Genomic DNA, 17,211 nt, shown 5'->3' with positions numbered 1-17,211 from the left:
AAAGGTAATAAAAGTAGCCTGATTTAGATGTTGTTTACAAAAACTTTGTTATTTTTGTAGCGAAATTGAGTTAATGTATCAACAAATGAACGTATTAGAACTAAGTGAACAGGAGATTATCAGACGTAACAGTCTGAATGAAATGAGAGCGATGGGCATCGATCCGTACCCTGCTGCCGAGTATGTAACCAATGCATTTTCGACTGATATAAAAGCCGAATTTAAGGATGACGAGGCAGAACCGCGCAAAGTATCTGTTGCAGGACGTATCATGTCACGCCGTGTTATGGGTAAGGCTTCTTTCGTTGAGTTACAAGACTCTAAAGGTCGTATTCAGATATACATTACCCGCGATGATATATGCCCTGATGAAAACAAGGATTTATACAATGTAGTATTCAAACGTCTGCTCGACCTGGGTGATTTTATCGGCATTGAAGGTTTCGTATTCCGTACTCAGATGGGTGAAATTTCTATCCATGCACAGAAACTGACTGTTTTGTCAAAATCTATCCGCCCGCTTCCTATCGTAAAATATAAAGATGGTGTAGCTTACGATAAATTCGATGATCCAGAACTCCGTTACCGCCAGCGCTACGTAGACCTGGTAGTAAACGATGGAGTAAAAGATATATTCCTGAAACGCAATAAGGTATATAACTCTATGCGTGAGTATTTCAATTCGAAAGGATACATCGAAGTTGAAACTCCTATCCTGCAATCTATCGCCGGAGGAGCTGCGGCACGTCCGTTCATTACTCACCATAATGCACTTGATATTCCTTTGTATATGCGTATTGCCAGCGAACTTTACCTGAAACGTCTGATCGTAGGTGGATTTGAAGGTGTATACGAAATCGGAAAGAACTTCCGTAATGAAGGTATGGACCGTACTCATAACCCAGAATTCACTTGTATGGAAATTTACGTAGCCTACAAGGATTACAACTGGATGATGAAGTTTACTGAAAATATGATCGAAAAGATCTGTATGGATGTAAACGGTACAACAGAAGTTAAGGTAGGTGATAACATAATCAACTTCAAGGCTCCGTTCAAGCGTGTTACCATGCTCGATTCAATCAAAGAATTTACAGGATACGACCTCACCGGAATGAATGAAGAACAGATCCGCGAAGTCTGCCAGAAACTGAACATGGAGATAGACGATACAATGGGAAAAGGCAAGCTGATAGACGAAATCTTCGGCGAATTCTGCGAAGGAAATTATATCCAGCCTACTTTCATCACTGATTACCCTATCGAAATGTCACCGCTGACTAAACGTCATCGCAACAATCCGGATCTGACTGAACGTTTCGAGTTGATGGTTAACGGAAAAGAACTTTGTAACGCATATTCAGAACTTAACGACCCGATCGACCAGCTTGAACGTTTCGAAGAGCAGATGCGTCTGAGCGAAAAGGGTGACGACGAGGCTATGATTATCGACAAAGACTTTGTTCGCGCACTGGAATACGGTATGCCTCCTACTTCTGGTATGGGAATCGGTATGGACCGTCTGGTCATGCTGATGACAGGACAAAGCACCATTCAGGAAGTATTGTTCTTCCCGCAGATGCGTCCGGAAAAGGTTATCCCGAAAGACGCTCCTGCTAAGTTCATGGAACTGGGTATTGCCGAAGAATGGGTTCCGGTGATTCAGAAAGCCGGTTACAACTTGGTTTCAGACATGAAAGATGTTAATCCGCAAAAATTACATCAGGACATCTGCGGAGTGAATAAAAAATATAAATTAGAATTGAAGAATCCTAGCGTCGACGAAGTAGCTGGCTGGATACAGAAAATAGGCTAAAATGAAACTCCCCGGGAAAATAGCAATCATGGGTGGAGGAAGCTGGGCAACGGCAATAGCCAAAATTATATTGTCCCAGGCCGACTCGATAAACTGGTATATGCGCCGCGACGACCGAATTGAAGAATTTCGGCGTCTGGGGCATAATCCGGCTTACCTGACTAGTGTGCGCTTCGACATGAGGTGCATCAACTTTTCATCAGATATAAATAAGGTAGTAAAGGAATCGGATACACTAATATTCGTAACTCCTTCGCCATATCTGAAAAGCCACCTTAAAAAGCTAAAGACAAAACTCAAGGATAAATTCATTGTGACGGCAATCAAGGGAATTGTTCCCGATGAAAACTTGATTGTGTCCGACTACTTTCATAAAATGTACGATGTTCCAGAAGAGAACATTGCTGTACTGGCTGGTCCATGTCATGCAGAAGAAGTGGCATTGGAACGCTTGTCTTATCTGACCGTCGGATGTAAAGACATTGAAAAAGCGAAGATGTTTGCCCGACAGCTTTCGGGACACTATATCAAGACATCGGTCAATACCGATGTAGCAGGTATAGAATATGCATCTGTTTTGAAGAATGTGTATGCCATAGCTGCCGGAATATGCAGCGGCCTGAAATACGGAGACAACTTTCAGGCAGTACTGGTTTCGAATGCTCTTCAGGAAATGAACCGTTTTCTCGATACAGTACATCCGGTAGACCGGTGTACAAACGATTCGGCCTACTTGGGCGACCTGTTGGTTACATCATATTCCAACTTCAGCCGTAACCGTGTATTCGGAACAATGATAGGAAAAGGATATTCGGTAAAAAGCGCACAGATAGAAATGGAAATGATAGCCGAAGGCTATTACGGCACCAAATGTATCAAGGAACTGAACAAGCATCTGCACGTCAATATGCCGATAGTAGACGCCGTTTACAACATTTTGTATGAACGGATTTCTCCAATGATTGAAATCAAATTACTGACTGATTCATTCAGATAATAAAGAAGAATATTTATGGAAAATATTAAACTTGAAATCAACAAGTCTTTAGGTTTTATTTCCAAAGACAAACTAGCTGCTTACGAACCTAAGGTAAGAGCATGTATGGAAACATTGGAAAAAGGTACAGGACTGGGAAACGACTTCCTGGGCTGGTTACATTTGCCTTCTTCCATTACTAAAGAACATCTGGACGACTTAAAAGCTACAGCACAGGTTCTGCACGAAAACTGTGAAGTTGTAGTTGTTGCTGGTATCGGCGGAAGCTATCTGGGTGCCCGCGCCGTTATCGAAGCTATGTCCAACAGCTTCTTGTGGTTGCAAGAAAAGAAAGCAGGACAGCCTACTATCATCTTTGCCGGACACAACATTGGTGAAGATTACTTGTACGAGCTGACTTCTTTCCTGAAAGACAAGAAATTCGGTGTAATCAATATCTCTAAATCAGGTACTACTACTGAAACAGCTTTGGCTTTCCGCCTGCTGAAAAAACAATGCGAAGACCAGCGCGGCAAAGAAATGGCACGTAAGGTTATCGTTGCCGTAACTGATGCAAAGAAAGGTGCTGCTCGCGTAACTGCTGACAAAGAAGGCTACAAATCATTCATTATTCCTGATAATGTAGGTGGTCGTTTCTCTGTTCTGACTCCAGTAGGATTATTGCCTATCGCTGTAGCAGGTATCGATATCGACCAGTTGGTAGAAGGTGCGCGCAAGATGGAAGAAGTTTGTGCTAACCAGAATATGATGGAAAATCCTGCCGCTCTTTATGCAGCAACTCGTAACGAACTGTATCAGAACGGAAAGAAGATTGAAATTCTGGTAAACTTCCAGCCTAAGTTGCATTATTTCATGGAATGGTGGAAACAGCTTTACGGAGAATCTGAAGGTAAAGATCACAAAGGTATCTATCCTAGCTCTGTAGACTTCTCTACTGACCTGCACTCTATGGGACAATGGATTCAGGAAGGCGAACGTACCATCTATGAAACAGTGATTTCTGTTGAAACTCCTAACCACGAACTTCATGTACCTTCAGACGAAGAAAATCTGGACGGCTTGAACTTCCTGGCAGGAAAACGCGTAGATGAAGTCAATAAAATGGCAGAACTTGGAACTCAGCTGGCACACGTTGACGGTGGAGTACCTAACATGCGCGTAAGTGTTCCAAAACTGAACGAATACTATTTGGGACAATTGATTTATTTCTTCGAAAAAGCTTGCGGTATCAGCGGCTATCTGCTTGAAATTAATCCGTTCAACCAGCCAGGTGTAGAAGCTTACAAGAAAAACATGTTTGCTTTGTTGAATAAACCTGGATATGAAGAAGAAACTAAGGCTATTCAAGCTCGTTTAAAATAAAAATTAAACAATAAAAAATGAATAATGATAAGTGGAAAGCGGTAACCAGTATCAATACCGCTCTTCATTTATCATTATTCATTTTTTCATTATTTACACATATGTAGTTTATTCTTAAACTGAAAAAGATGTTCCAACAAGCAATAGAAAATTATCTCACAACCCATCATTTTGATAAACTGAACCTGAAAGCTGTACTGTTTGATATGGACGGTGTATTATTCGATTCCATGAAAAATCATGCAGCAGCCTGGCACGAAGCCATGAAGCAGTACGGTATGCATCTGAGTCCGGAAGAAGCATATATGCACGAAGGACGTACAGGGGCATCAACAATCAATATAGTAAGTACCCGACAGCGTCATAGAGAAGCAACCGAAGAGGAAATAAAAAAAATCTATCAGACTAAAAGCGATATTTTCAATTCCCTTCCTAAGGCCGAACGAATGCCGGGAGCACTCGAACTGCTCAATCAGATAAAGGAAGACAATTTGATTCCAGTGGTAGTAACAGGCTCAGGACAGAAATCATTGCTGGAACGCTTGAACAGAAATTTTCCAAATATTTTCAAAGGCGAGCTTATGGTAACAGCTTTCGATGTAAAATATGGAAAGCCAAATCCGGAACCTTATCTGATGGGACTTCAGAAAGCCGGTGTCAAAGCCAATGAAGCTATCGTTGTAGAAAATGCTCCTCTCGGAGTACGTGCTGGTGTAGCTGCTGGTATCTTTACAGTAGCTGTAAATACTGGTCCTCTGCCCGATAAAGTCTTACTGGACGAAGGAGCTAATTATCTTTTCCATTCTATGTCAGATTTCAGCAAGAATTGGAAAGATTTTTATCAAGCAATCAAATAAAATCGTATATTTGCAATTGAGCATTTACAAATGCTTATACTAACCCTAACAAATTCAATTGGATATTCGGGAAGGCTGCCTCGTGATGAAGCAGCCTTTTCTATTTTTACTATTGTCAGCTGACAAATTAGTATCTGATATAGTCTCAGAAATATGGAAAATATATCTAATTTTGCGCATATTTACAGCAGCAAGTATTACATAAATTAATATGACAAGTTCATTAAAGGCAAAATATCACATTCTGGCTATTCTCACCGTAGCGGTATGGGGAACCACATTCATATCTACAAAAATTCTGATAAACAACGGATTGTCACCTCAGGAAATATTTCTTCTCCGCTTCATTATTGCATATATCGGAATATGGTTTATCTCTCCTCGCAAGATTTTTTCAGACAGCATCAAAGACGAACTTACTATGTTTGCTGCCGGACTAACTGGAGGTACATTGTATTTCCTGACCGAAAATACTGCCTTAAAATTTACCCAGACTACTAATGTAGCCTTTATAATATGTGCTACTCCTCTGCTAACTACGGGACTATCACTTCTGACAGATAGAAATAATAAAGTCAGCCACAACTGGCTTCTGGGATCTATAGCAGCACTCATTGGCGTAGCTATACTTATATTCAATGGCAGCGTGATTCTGAAACTCTCCCCCATCGGAGACTTTCTGACACTGGCAGCTGCATTATCCTGGGCCTTTTACAGTCTTATAATCAATAAACTCTCGAAGAAATACCGCTCTATATTCATTACCCGCAAAATATTTTTCTATGGAACTTTAGGAATACTTCCAGCTTTCATCATCCATTCTTTTTCTTTTCCACTGGAGGGATTTCTCCGTCCTGAAGTATTCATCAACCTTCTATTCCTTAGTCTTCTAGCTTCATTGGTCTGCTTTGTTGTATGGAATATGGTATTGATGCATCTCGGTACGATAATGTCATCAAACTATTTATATCTCAATCCATTGTTTACTACCTTAGCAGCCTTTGTCGTATTAAACGAGACGTTGACTATTTATGCCTTCATCGGTGTATTACTGGTTATGCTGGGAGTATTTTTATCTACAAGGAACAAATAAAAGAGAAGCTTTTACAGATATTTCCAACAGAAATCTGTTTGTCACTTAATTGCGGAAAATAAATTCATTCAGAAAATTTCCTGAATTCCCCAAATGGACAATCCATTATAATTTAAGAAAAGATTGCTTTCTCTGACAGAAAGTAAGCGTCGTAATCGAGTAGGAGGAAAACGAAGTAGTTTTCTTCCTACTTTCGTTTTCCGACCTCTCACACCACCGTACGTGCCGTTCGGCATACGGCGGTTCTTTACTATGGATGCCTTTCGTATTCTTCGAAAGACACTTCCACGACATCTTCTTCAACCATCCATTTGTAGGTCTGCGCTCCTTTATACCCTTCGGATTCCGTCCTATCTCTTTAAAGGTAGCCCAATACTTCTGTTTTGGTTTTATGCATTCGTTCCAACAAACGGTAGTTTTCAGTTATGCCGTTTAAATAAAGTTTGGTCCTTCCCTATAGGCATACATGCCTTGGGTACTACGACCTCTGCTGACTTCTCACGGCAAGCTTTACTCCATCATGGTACTTCGAATCATTCATCCTCACCATATGTCCGTGAGACATCCTCGGATAAGGGTATTAACTTTCAATCTTATGTCTGCTCCATTTACACTAACCGTCCCGAATAGCTATAGGGCTTTAGTTTGTTTCGCAACCTTACCCACGGTCATATGCCTTATATGAAGTTTCTGTTCGTCAGACCAGATGTTTGCCGCCAGCTTCTTTCAGATTCCAACTCGCGATGGACACCCTTGCTTTTGGCTGTATGATTCCCGCTATTAGGGCTCATTGGGGACTTGCACCCGTTAGCTAATACTCATGCCGAGCATACAAAAAAGAAAAGATTCTGATAATCAGAATCTTTTCAAACTACATTAGTACACCCATGGGGAGTCGAACCCCAATCGATGGAACCGGAATCCATTATTCTATCCATTGAACTATGGGTGCATATTTTCTAAAACCATGGCAAAAATACAATTATTCTGTATTTCGTCCTAATATTCGAGAAAAAAAATAAGAGAGGAATAAAACTTTTACACACAACAAATTACCATTTTATCAATAAAAACAAAGATAATCATCACACAATGATAATATTTCAAACAAATACATTGCATTTTTACAAAATATAATTATCTTTGCCTACATATTTAAATACAGAAAATTAAAAAGACATGAGTTACCTAATAAAACCTACCAACTATCAACCTTTGCTTGACATGAAGCAAACCGAGTTGGGTATAAAACAAATAAAAGAATTTTTCCAGCAAAACCTGTCTTCTGAACTGCGTTTACGCCGTGTTACGGCACCGCTTTTTGTTCTGACCGGTATGGGAATGAATGATGATTTGAATGGAGTAGAGCGCCCTGTAACCTTCCCTATAAAGGATTTGGGAGAACAACGTGCCGAAGTGGTACACTCGCTGGCCAAATGGAAACGGGTAACTCTTGCCGACTATAATATAGAACCAGGATATGGCATTTATACCGATATGAATGCAATCCGTGCCGACGAAGAACTGGGAAACCTGCATTCGCTTTATGTAGACCAATGGGACTGGGAGCGTGTCATCACTCCAGAACAGCGAACCGTAGATTTCCTGAAGAGTATCGTTACCCGTATTTATTCGGCCATGCGCCGCACTGAATATATGATTTGTGAAGTATATCCTCAAATCAGTTCATTCTTGCCTCACGATGTCCATTTTATTCATTCGCAGGATTTGCTTGATATGTATCCGGACAAAACCCCTAAAGAACGTGAGGATTTGATTACCGAACGATACGGAGCCGTATTTATCATCGGTATCGGTGGCAAACTGAGTGACGGAAATCCACACGACAAACGTGCCCCGGACTACGATGACTATACAACTATTGATCCGAAAACAGGACTTCCGGGACTGAATGGTGACCTGCTCATCTGGAACAGTGTACTTGGAAGAGCAATCGAGCTTTCATCAATGGGTATTCGTGTTGACAAAGCAGCTTTACTAAAACAGCTGGAACTGGCAGGAAAGGAAGAAAGAACTAAACTTTACTTCCACAAACGTTTGTTGGAAGGTTCTCTTCCGCTTAGTATCGGAGGGGGTATCGGACAGTCGCGCCTCTGTATGCTGTATTTACGAAAAGCGCATATCGGTGAAATACAAGCTAGCATATGGCCCGAAGAGATGCGTCGGGAATGTGCTGAGCTGGGCATGCAACTTATTTGATGCGAAATACAAATACACTGAATGATTTTCTACCGGCAAATATTTCTTTATAAGGTAAAATATTACGACATAAGAAATATTTGCCGTTTTTTTAGTTACACCTCCTGCCAACCCTCATAGAAGAATAAAAATTCACTCTTAAAATCCTGAAAAGAATTTGTACAGATTTTCAAAAAATATCGAGAAGAATCAGGTAAAAGAAGGTGATGTTTTTTGCATAATAACATATTTCATTGATTAAAAATCTTTATCCCCTCCACAGATACCTGTAAAGGGAATCAGGCTTCCTGAAAAAGTTCTTCCACACAATACTGTATTTATATCTTTTTTACTACATTTGTCTGATTTAGCAGCAACAAAGCAACGCATTTTCACTTATATACAATAAAATTTTCAGACAATATGAATGTACAGATAGAAGAATCATGGAAGCAAGTGCTGACTCCTGAATTTGATAAAGACTATTTTATCCGCCTGACGGAATTTGTTCGCCGGGAGTATCAGACTACGACCGTATATCCTCCGGGAAAATTGATATTCAATGCTTTCAATCTCTGCCCTTACAACAAAGTAAAAGTAGTTATCATCGGTCAGGACCCATACCACGGTCCCGGACAAGCACATGGCCTCTGTTTCTCCGTAAACGACGGTATTCCTTTTCCTCCGTCGCTGCAAAATATTTTCAAGGAAATACATGATGACTTAGGTACTCCCATACCAACAACTGGAAATCTTACCCGCTGGGCAGAACAAGGTGTCTTGCTGCTCAATGCCACACTGACTGTCCGTGCTCATCAGGCAGGCTCACACCAACGTCAAGGTTGGGAGGAATTTACGGATGCAGCAATCCGAGCTTTAGCCGAAAACCGGGAGCATCTGGTATTTATTTTATGGGGAGCGTATGCACAAAAGAAAGGGGCTTTTATAGACCGCAACAAGCATTTGGTTCTGACATCTGTACACCCTTCGCCGCTTTCTGCCTACCACGGCTTTTTCGGAAACAAACATTTCAGCCGCGCAAACGAATATCTGATTCAGCATGGCGAAGAACCAATCAAATGGTGAAACTTACCTATAGATATGAAAAGAGCCGCAGAATTGTTTTCCGCGGCTCTTTTCATATTATCGCTCAACAAATGTATATTAATACCAGGTAACCTGACTCCCCGTATTACTACGCTGATCCCATTTCAAGGCATCGGTCAACATAGCCGAGTTAGCTCGAATCGAGAAGTTATATGATGTATACGGACCGAAAACCAAACCGCAACTCATATTGAAACAGTGCAAGTCACGAGTTATGTTTACTGTAGTCATAGACATTTCCTTCGAAGTAAAATCATAACCACTAGAATAAGTTACATTCCATCGGCTACCCATCTTTATATTACCTGAAATATTCAGCGAATGAGTCAGAGAATATGGGTAACGCATGGTTTTGATATTAATCTGCTTGCTTCTGTCTTCACGGATACTGTAACTATAACTCAAGCTCAAACTCCATGGAAGCTTAAATGCAAGATAACCATCCGGATCGAGTGTTGCATTTTCTGTCTTACGGGTACCAGAATTCAATTGTTTATCAGTTTCTTCTTCTAAATCTTCATCATCTTCTTCCGTATCCGTATCTTTCTTGTCTTTTTCCTTATCTTTATCATCACCCTTACCAAACAGTTTCTTAAACGTATCGTTGTTCAAGGTATACGAAAATGATCCGCTATATCCCTGGAATCGTCCGAAACGTCCGTAAGACCATTCGGTACGATCGCTCTCTACAACCTTACCATTTTCGTCGAACTTATAAGCATAAGTGGCAAACGTTGCATTCATGTTGAAGGTATAGCTCTTGGTCAGTTTCAAGCGGGCAGTCAACGAAAGGTTACTCCACCGCTTCTGGGCAATATCGTATGACAAACTTCCACTCAAATCATCAATCAAGCTGATTTTCTTATATCCGGTAGTATCCTTGTCGGAAGCCATTTTCATCTCCAGATTATTTTTCAGCGAAAAGCTGACGTTTTGAGAAACACCTTTTCCCGGATAACTGTATGGAGAGCCTTCGTATGGTGAATATTCAGCCATACGTACTTCACCGTTTTCGTCGGTATATGTATAAGTTTCGTAATAACCATAACGCGATTTTCCGAAATCAGGCGTATAGGTATAACTTACAGAAGGAGTAATGACATGACGCAATACAATTTCTTTGCTCTTCATGAACAGGGGCTTATACATACCATACAGTTTCGTATTCATGGAAACTGACATGTTATAATCGTACACACGATTGAAGCCGTTGACCGTATCCTTCACTACCTCCTGAGCTCGCTGATCGTAGCTCTGCATGACCTTACGTGTATACCAGCGTTCGGTATAGTTAAACGAAGGAGTAATATTGATGTACTTGAACAGATTGAAGGTAGCCTCCACCGGAATGGTATGCTTCATACCGGTTTTCCACTGAGAGAAAGGAGTCTTGAAAAGCAGATTATCTTTTGTGTCTACACTGTTTGTCAAAGCACCCGTGTACTGGAATGAAATCTTCTCATACCAACGTTCGTCACCCGCTGCCTTCTTACGCTTGAACGGATAAATACGACTCAACGAAATATTCAAGTCGGGCAAGGTCATATTAACAGAAGAGACCCTTGTATTCTGAGTAATATTGAATGTACTCGAAATATTCAATCCGATTTCAGGAAAGTTACGTGAATAGCTGATACTTGACGCCTTGGTATTGTTACTATATGCCGAAGGGTCGTACAATGAACTTAAACTTGAACGGTCGTAGCTACTGGTTGCAAAGTTTACACTTGCCGAGAATGAGCTGTTCGGGCTAGCTTTTGAGTCCTGACGGTGACTCCACTGAATACGGAAGTCCTTTGATACAGCATAATCGGGCATATTCTTTTCGCCTGTCTTCGTTACCAGATAACTTGCATTAAAGTAACCGCTATACTTATAACGCTTATTATAATTGGATGCGGCAGACAGTCCCCAAGAACCTTTGGTATATATTTCTCCCAAAACCTTAAGGTCTACTTTATCATTAATGGCAAAATAATATCCACCGTCACGCAAGTAGAAACCACGGTTCATTTCATCACCATAGGTAGGCATAATGAAACCAGAAGAATAACTGCTGCTGAATGGGAAGAAACCGAAAGGAACAGCTATCGGAAGAGGTACATCTTCAACCACAAGTTGTGCAGGACCAAAAACGACATCCTTTTTAGGACGTACCTTTGCCATAGACAATTTAAGATAAAAATGCGGATGTTCCTTATTATCACAGGTGGTATATTTACCCTGAGTCATATAGATCTCATCGTCTGCTCCTTTTTTGGCATTCTCACTGGTGACATATCCTTCTCCCTGCTGCGTTACAATGCTATTGATGAATCCTTTTTTCGTTTTGAAGTTATAACGCATGATCTTCGACTCGTAAGGTGTTTCTCCGTCTTTAAAAATAGGAGTACCCTGCTCTACACCAGTAGTATCTGCCACACCACGGGCATACACCGTACTACTGTCCATATTCATTGTAATCAACTCGGAAGTCAATTCAATGTTCTGGTAATTCACCTTTCCATCACCATACAAATGAGCGAAACCTCCTTTAGTAAACACGATAGAATCGGCTGCTTCGTAAATAACCGGAGCATCCAGAGGTTCTTTTTTAGGAGTTGTATCAAGAGCCAGTGAATCTGCTCCAATAGAATCAAGTCCTAATGAATCTACTGTCAATGAATCATTTTTTAAAGAATCGGCAGCAAGCGAATCCGTACGAAGTTCTGTTCTGTTACCTCGCGATCTTTTCCCTCTCACACGCTGAGTCTCAGCATACAAAGAGAAAAAAAATCCTACAAAGAACAGAAACAACAGCAGATATGTAGTTTTTTTAAATGACGCCATTCATTAATCTTTTACACAATGCAGTGCAAAAGTAAGCATTCTCTCTCAAATAAACACAAGAGCTACTGTTTTTAATTTATTTTTAAGACTATAAAAAGAGTTCGCACCAATAGTCAAAACGTTTACCACCCTCTTCGCCATATCGTGCAACACTTTTTCGGGCTTTTTCAATTCCTTTTTCATGATCCAGTTTGGACTTTGAAAAAAATTTGTCTGCAAAACAAATTATTTGCTCCTCAAGGCTGACCGGAGTCATTTCGCGATGTGGAACAGGCAAATCTTGCTGTATGATATTTTGCAGAGATAATCCGGCTCCCGTATGGCGTTCGCATACCAAAGCATGTTTCGGAAATCCTTCTTTACGAACCAGTTCTGCTCCTAAATATCCATGACAAATATAGGGGTACTTTCCAAAGCAACAGATTCCCTCGGCATCGGTTTGAAAGATACCAATATCATGCAACATGGCAGCCTCTTCTATAAATTGCAAATCCAGATTCAACTCAGGGTGCTTCCGTGCCATTGCAAGGGCTTTATCTGCTACCGAACGACTATGCTTCAACAAAATATGCTTTAACTCATTATCTTCTGGATAATATTTGTCTATTAACAACAGTGGATCCATGTAATTATTCTTTTATTATTACCTTTGTGTGAAACAAAGATAGTGAAAAAAAATCATCCGATATGAAATATATTACTTTATTCATTTGCTGGCTGGCAGTTCTGCAAGCAACCGCACAAGTAAAAAACGGAGCCGACAGACTAGAGGAATTATTTCCTCTGCTTGAAAACAAACGTATATCATTGGTTGTAAACCAAACCTCCCTTGTACAGAACGTACACCTTCTGGATACTTTGTATAATAAAGGAGTGCATATTACTCAGGTATTCGCTCCTGAACATGGATTCAGAGGAGATGCCGATGCGGGAGAATTTATAAAAAACGGTAAAGATTACCGGACTCAAGTGCCCATAATCTCTTTATACGGAAAAAATAAAAAGCCTCAACCGGCACAACTACAGCAAACAGACATTGTGATTTTTGACATTCAGGACGTAGGTGCAAGATTTTATACATACATCAGCACAATGTTTTATGTCATGCAAGCTTGCGCCGAAAACAATAAGGAACTGATTATTTTAGACCGTCCCAACCCGTGTGACTATATAGACGGACCTGTACTTGACATGAAATATAAAAGTTTTGTAGGTATGCTCCCCATCCCGGTACTTCATGGCTGTACGATAGGTGAACTGGCACAAATGATAAATGGAGAGGGATGGCTAGGCAATAATCTCCAGTGTCCACTGAAAGTTATTACTATAGAAGACTGGAAGCACGGACAACCTTATTCACTTCCGGTAAAGCCCTCCCCTAACCTGCCAAATGATCAGGCCATTGCGCTCTACCCTTCTCTCTGTCCATTTGAGGGAACATCTGTCAGTGTAGGAAGAGGCACAGATTTTCCGTTCCAAATAATAGGAAGCCCGACAACAAAAAATCTGAAATTTCGTTTTATGCCTCATTCAATGAAAGGCTCCGATAAACATCCGCTACACCAAGATACATATTGTTACGGATTAAATCTCAGCTCGGAAAAGAATATTCCCAAAGGATTTTCTTTGCAGTATGTCATCCAGTTCTATAACTATTTTCAAAATCTCACCAAACATGCGGAAAAAGAATTTTTCACACGACCTCACTGGTTCGATCTTTTAATGGGAACCAATCAAGTACGCCTGGATATTCTAAAAAATAAAACAGAGGAACAAATCCGTTCCGCTTGGCAAAAGAAACTAAATCAATATAAAGAAATAAGAAAAAAGTATCTTCTTTATGAGGATTATCCGGCAATGTAAATACAAAAAAAATCCGGCAGGCTTTTTATAAGCTTGCCGGATTTTTTTTATTTCAGTCAGATATTCTGTTTAGATACCCAAAGATTTCTTTACAGCTTCAACTTTTTCCATTGCATCAGCGTTAGCGCCTGCATAGCACTTAGGACATCCCATTTCACCCTTTATTTCCATATAGAACTTAATCTTCGGTTCAGTACCTGAAGGACGAACAGAGATCTTAGTACCATCAGCTGTGAAGAACTGAAGAACATTCGAAGGTTCTGGCATATCCAAATCAGTTACATTACCATTTGCATCAGTAGCCTTCAAAGTCTTGTAGTCTTTTACAAGAACAACTTCTGATCCACCCAATTCTTTTGGAGGACAAGCACGGAAGTTATCCATCATAGCCTTGATTTCATCTGCACCGCTCTTACCCGGTTTCACAACATTTACTGTCACTTCTTTAGAGAATCCATATTCTACATAGATTTCCATCAAAACGTCATACAATGTCTTGCCCTGATCCTTAGCCCATGCACAAATTTCAGCCAACAAAGAACATGCTGACACAGCATCTTTATCGCGAACGAAATCTTCTGCCAAGAATCCGTAGCTTTCTTCACCACCGCCAATGTATTGTTCTTTACCTTCACGCAAACGGATTTCACGTGCGATCCACTTAAATCCAGTATAGCAATCAAGCATCTTGATGTTATTCTTGTCAGCAACAGACTTGATAAGTTCAGTAGTAACAATTGTTTTTACAATAAATTCGTTACCTTTCATCTTACCCATTGCAATACGATTCTTGATGATGTAATACAAGAATATCAAGCAAGTCTGGTTACCGTTAATCAATACCCATTCGCCCTTGTCATCTTTACAAGCCATACCTACACGGTCAGCATCTGGGTCAGAAGCCATTACAATGTCAGCATCGATTTCCTTAGCCAACTTAATAGCCAAAGTCAAAGCCTCTGCATTTTCTGGATTTGGAGATACAACAGTTGGGAAATCACCACTCTTCACCATCTGTTCGGGTACGCAATGTACATTTTCAAATCCCCAAAGTTTCAATGATTGCGGAATCAGCATCATTCCAGTTCCGTGAATCGGAGTATAAACAATCTTCAAATCTTTCTGGCGCTTGATAACTTCCGGATCGATAGAAATAGTATGAACCTGACGCAAATACTCGTCATCAATATCTTTTCCGATAATCTGAATCAGTTCCTTATTGCCTTCAAACTTGATATCAGCAGCCGAAGCAATTTTGTTTACTTCATCGATAATTCCCTTATCGTGTGGAGCAAGTACCTGAGCGCCATCGTCCCAATATGCTTTATAGCCATTGTATTCTTTGGGATTATGAGAAGCAGTCAAAATAATACCGCTCTGGCATCCCAAGTGACGAATAGCAAATGACATTTCCGGAGTAGGACGCATATCTTCGAACAAATAGACTTTGATACCGTTAGCAGAAAAGATATTAGCAGAAATTTCAGCAAACAAGCGGCTGTTATTTCTACAGTCATGTCCTACGACAACAGAAATATCTTTCTTTCCGGCAAAACATTTATTCAGATAATTAGACAATCCCTGAGTTGCAGCTCCAACAGTATAGATATTCATACGGTTTGAACCTACTCCCATGATACCACGCAAGCCACCTGTTCCGAATTCGAGGTCTTTATAAAAAGCTTCTATCAATTCTGTTTTATCAGGATTTTCCAACATACGCTTTACTTCAGCTTGAGTTTCAGCGTCATAAGCAGGAGTCAACCATTTCTGGGCTTTATCAGAACACAATTTAATCAATTCTTCGTTTTCCATGATTTTATATTCTTTATAGTTATTGATGTTTTTCCTGTATTAGCGAAACAAAAATAAAAGATTCATTCTAATTATCCTAATTATTCTTTGCAAAAAACAAATTGAATCTTGATTTATTACTTTTTCTTATCCCCATTTTCAAAATAAAAATCCATACATCATGAATAATTCATAAACAACAAGAAAATGTTTAAATAATTTAATTGAAGAAATACATATAAATACAGACATGTACCTAGTTGATTTTATAAAAATCAATCACTTACAGATTGTCAAATGGAACAAGAAAATCATTACATTATGAATTTAATGTCATTAAAAAGAAACAATAATTTGTTCAAAAAATATAAAATAGCCATATTTGTAACACAATACTTCGGTAAATTTTTACCGAAAGATTAAAAGTTAAACAACAGAACCGGCAAAAGCTGGTTCGGAAACACTAAAGAGGTCATTGAAATGTTGTCAAAAACGAATGGTTAAGCATGAAGAAATGTGCTGAAAAAGGAGAGCTAACATGCTGATAATAAAGGATGAAAGTATTGCATGATTCGTTATTTCTTAGTAAATTAGAAGTCTCTGAACTCTTCTGATTATGACTAAAGAAACACTCCTTATGCAATACCAATCCGAGTGCCTGTCGGCTCTCAAATCAGTAGCGAATATACAAAAACCTTTTGAAAAAACGTTCATGGACACCATGAAATTATTCATGGCCATCCCGGATCGTATAAACTTCCTCCAATTGGGCAGATATGGCTGTTTCTCAGAACAGACTTATCGTAACCTTTTTGAGCATGAAACTTTCGACTGGTTTGCGTTCAACGGCTCTATCATCAGCAAGCATCTCACAGGCAAAAGAAAAGCCATCGCCATCGATCCTTCCTATATTCCCAAATCAGGCAAGAAGACACCTTGGATAGGTTACTTCTGGTCTGGTTGTGCAGGAGAATACAAGCGTGGACTGGAAATCATGGGCATCGGTGTCATTGACATCGACAATCATGAATGCATGACTTTAGGTTCCATTCAGACGCCGGATTGTAAGACCTTGGATAATATGGACAAGAGCCTCGTTGACTGGTACAGCAGCTATCTTATCAGTAGAAAAGACAAGCTACAGAGCCTGTCCAGAACGGTGGTTGCAGACGCATTCTTTTCCAAGGAAACATTCATAACACCTATGTGTGAGAACGATTTCCATGTCATCAGCCGCTTTCGGAATGACGTAATCCTGTCCTATCCGACATTGGAGCAGAAAACAGGAAAACGT

Annotated in this window: 13 protein-coding genes and 1 tRNA gene; 10 read left to right on the top strand and 4 right to left on the bottom strand. The window is 40.0% G+C overall.

Annotated elements, in window-relative coordinates; all coding sequences use genetic code 11:
- Window positions 1-85 precede the first annotated feature (85 nt).
- The 6 genes from lysS to BACCOP_RS21400 all read left to right on the top strand — a co-directional run bounded on the left by lysS (window position 86) and on the right by BACCOP_RS21400 (window position 6,755).
- Window positions 86-1,816 (top strand): lysine--tRNA ligase, encoded by a 1,731-nt coding sequence (gene lysS, locus BACCOP_RS07960; RefSeq protein ID WP_022124906.1) that lies wholly within the window; start codon window positions 86-88, stop codon window positions 1,814-1,816.
- Window position 1,817: 1 nt separating this feature from the next.
- Window positions 1,818-2,813, top strand: a complete 996-nt coding sequence (locus tag BACCOP_RS07955) for an NAD(P)H-dependent glycerol-3-phosphate dehydrogenase (protein WP_007568050.1) — start codon at window positions 1,818-1,820, stop codon at window positions 2,811-2,813.
- Between the two features lie 15 nt (window positions 2,814-2,828).
- Window positions 2,829-4,175: a glucose-6-phosphate isomerase gene (locus BACCOP_RS07950; RefSeq protein WP_007568048.1), complete on the top strand. Its 1,347-nt coding sequence runs from the start codon at window positions 2,829-2,831 to the stop codon at window positions 4,173-4,175.
- A gap of 128 nt (window positions 4,176-4,303) precedes the next feature.
- Window positions 4,304-5,032, top strand: coding sequence for an HAD-IA family hydrolase (locus BACCOP_RS07945; protein WP_007568046.1), 729 nt, complete (start codon window positions 4,304-4,306; stop codon window positions 5,030-5,032).
- A gap of 211 nt (window positions 5,033-5,243) precedes the next feature.
- Window positions 5,244-6,125, top strand: a complete 882-nt coding sequence (locus BACCOP_RS07940) for a DMT family transporter (RefSeq protein WP_007568044.1) — start codon at window positions 5,244-5,246, stop codon at window positions 6,123-6,125.
- 123 nt (window positions 6,126-6,248) lie between these two features.
- Window positions 6,249-6,755, top strand: a complete 507-nt coding sequence (locus BACCOP_RS21400) for a hypothetical protein (protein ID WP_007568042.1) — start codon at window positions 6,249-6,251, stop codon at window positions 6,753-6,755.
- 250 nt (window positions 6,756-7,005) lie between these two features.
- On the opposite strand, the gene BACCOP_RS07935 is transcribed toward BACCOP_RS21400, so the two are convergent.
- Window positions 7,006-7,077 (bottom strand) — tRNA-Arg (locus BACCOP_RS07935).
- Window positions 7,078-7,304: 227 nt separating this feature from the next.
- Here BACCOP_RS07935 and asnA point away from each other — a divergent pair.
- Together asnA and BACCOP_RS07925 are read left to right on the top strand one after the other, a co-directional pair.
- Window positions 7,305-8,345 (top strand): aspartate--ammonia ligase, encoded by a 1,041-nt coding sequence (gene asnA, locus BACCOP_RS07930; RefSeq protein ID WP_007568041.1) that lies wholly within the window; start codon window positions 7,305-7,307, stop codon window positions 8,343-8,345.
- 402 nt (window positions 8,346-8,747) lie between these two features.
- The gene (locus BACCOP_RS07925) at window positions 8,748-9,410 is read left to right on the top strand and encodes a uracil-DNA glycosylase (RefSeq protein WP_007568036.1); all 663 of its coding nucleotides are present in this window, start codon (window positions 8,748-8,750) and stop codon (window positions 9,408-9,410) included.
- A gap of 78 nt (window positions 9,411-9,488) precedes the next feature.
- On the opposite strand, the gene BACCOP_RS07920 is transcribed toward BACCOP_RS07925, so the two are convergent.
- Together BACCOP_RS07920 and BACCOP_RS07915 are read right to left on the bottom strand one after the other, a co-directional pair.
- Window positions 9,489-12,260 carry a putative LPS assembly protein LptD gene (locus BACCOP_RS07920; RefSeq protein ID WP_007568034.1) on the bottom strand — a complete coding sequence of 924 codons (2,772 nt, stop codon included), beginning with the start codon at window positions 12,258-12,260 and terminating at the stop codon, window positions 9,489-9,491.
- 88 nt (window positions 12,261-12,348) lie between these two features.
- Window positions 12,349-12,885, bottom strand: coding sequence for an HDIG domain-containing metalloprotein (locus BACCOP_RS07915; protein WP_007568032.1), 537 nt, complete (start codon window positions 12,883-12,885; stop codon window positions 12,349-12,351).
- Window positions 12,886-12,947: 62 nt separating this feature from the next.
- Here BACCOP_RS07915 and BACCOP_RS07910 point away from each other — a divergent pair, with 62 nt between their 5' ends.
- On the top strand, window positions 12,948-14,123 hold the full coding sequence (locus tag BACCOP_RS07910; RefSeq protein ID WP_007568030.1) for an exo-beta-N-acetylmuramidase NamZ family protein: 1,176 nt from the start codon (window positions 12,948-12,950) through the stop codon (window positions 14,121-14,123).
- Window positions 14,124-14,192: 69 nt separating this feature from the next.
- On the opposite strand, the gene BACCOP_RS07905 is transcribed toward BACCOP_RS07910, so the two are convergent.
- The gene (locus BACCOP_RS07905; RefSeq protein ID WP_007568028.1) at window positions 14,193-15,938 is read right to left on the bottom strand and encodes a phospho-sugar mutase; all 1,746 of its coding nucleotides are present in this window, start codon (window positions 15,936-15,938) and stop codon (window positions 14,193-14,195) included.
- Between the two features lie 595 nt (window positions 15,939-16,533).
- Here BACCOP_RS07905 and BACCOP_RS07900 point away from each other — a divergent pair.
- The coding region (locus tag BACCOP_RS07900; protein WP_007568025.1) for a hypothetical protein at window positions 16,534-17,211 on the top strand (678 nt) is incomplete at its 3' end.

This window comes from Phocaeicola coprocola DSM 17136 (assembly GCF_000154845.1).
In the GTDB taxonomy this organism is placed as follows: Bacteria; Bacteroidota; Bacteroidia; order Bacteroidales; family Bacteroidaceae; genus Phocaeicola; species Phocaeicola coprocola.
This window is presented reverse-complemented; position numbering and strand designations above follow the sequence as displayed.

What these genes read in the sequence shown, in the direction of transcription:
- lysS (WP_022124906.1), top strand. Translation starts at nt 86, where the DNA reads ATGAACGTATTAGAACTAAGTGAACAGGAGATTATCAGACGTAACAGT.
- BACCOP_RS07955 (WP_007568050.1), top strand. Translation starts at nt 1,818, where the DNA reads ATGAAACTCCCCGGGAAAATAGCAATCATGGGTGGAGGAAGCTGGGCA.
- BACCOP_RS07950 (WP_007568048.1), top strand. Translation starts at nt 2,829, where the DNA reads ATGGAAAATATTAAACTTGAAATCAACAAGTCTTTAGGTTTTATTTCC.
- BACCOP_RS07945 (WP_007568046.1), top strand. Translation starts at nt 4,304, where the DNA reads ATGTTCCAACAAGCAATAGAAAATTATCTCACAACCCATCATTTTGAT.
- BACCOP_RS07940 (WP_007568044.1), top strand. Translation starts at nt 5,244, where the DNA reads ATGACAAGTTCATTAAAGGCAAAATATCACATTCTGGCTATTCTCACC.
- asnA (WP_007568041.1), top strand. Translation starts at nt 7,305, where the DNA reads ATGAGTTACCTAATAAAACCTACCAACTATCAACCTTTGCTTGACATG.
- BACCOP_RS07925 (WP_007568036.1), top strand. Translation starts at nt 8,748, where the DNA reads ATGAATGTACAGATAGAAGAATCATGGAAGCAAGTGCTGACTCCTGAA.
- BACCOP_RS07920 (WP_007568034.1), bottom strand. Translation starts at nt 12,260, where the DNA reads ATGGCGTCATTTAAAAAAACTACATATCTGCTGTTGTTTCTGTTCTTT.
- BACCOP_RS07915 (WP_007568032.1), bottom strand. Translation starts at nt 12,885, where the DNA reads ATGGATCCACTGTTGTTAATAGACAAATATTATCCAGAAGATAATGAG.
- BACCOP_RS07910 (WP_007568030.1), top strand. Translation starts at nt 12,948, where the DNA reads ATGAAATATATTACTTTATTCATTTGCTGGCTGGCAGTTCTGCAAGCA.
- BACCOP_RS07905 (WP_007568028.1), bottom strand. Translation starts at nt 15,938, where the DNA reads ATGGAAAACGAAGAATTGATTAAATTGTGTTCTGATAAAGCCCAGAAA.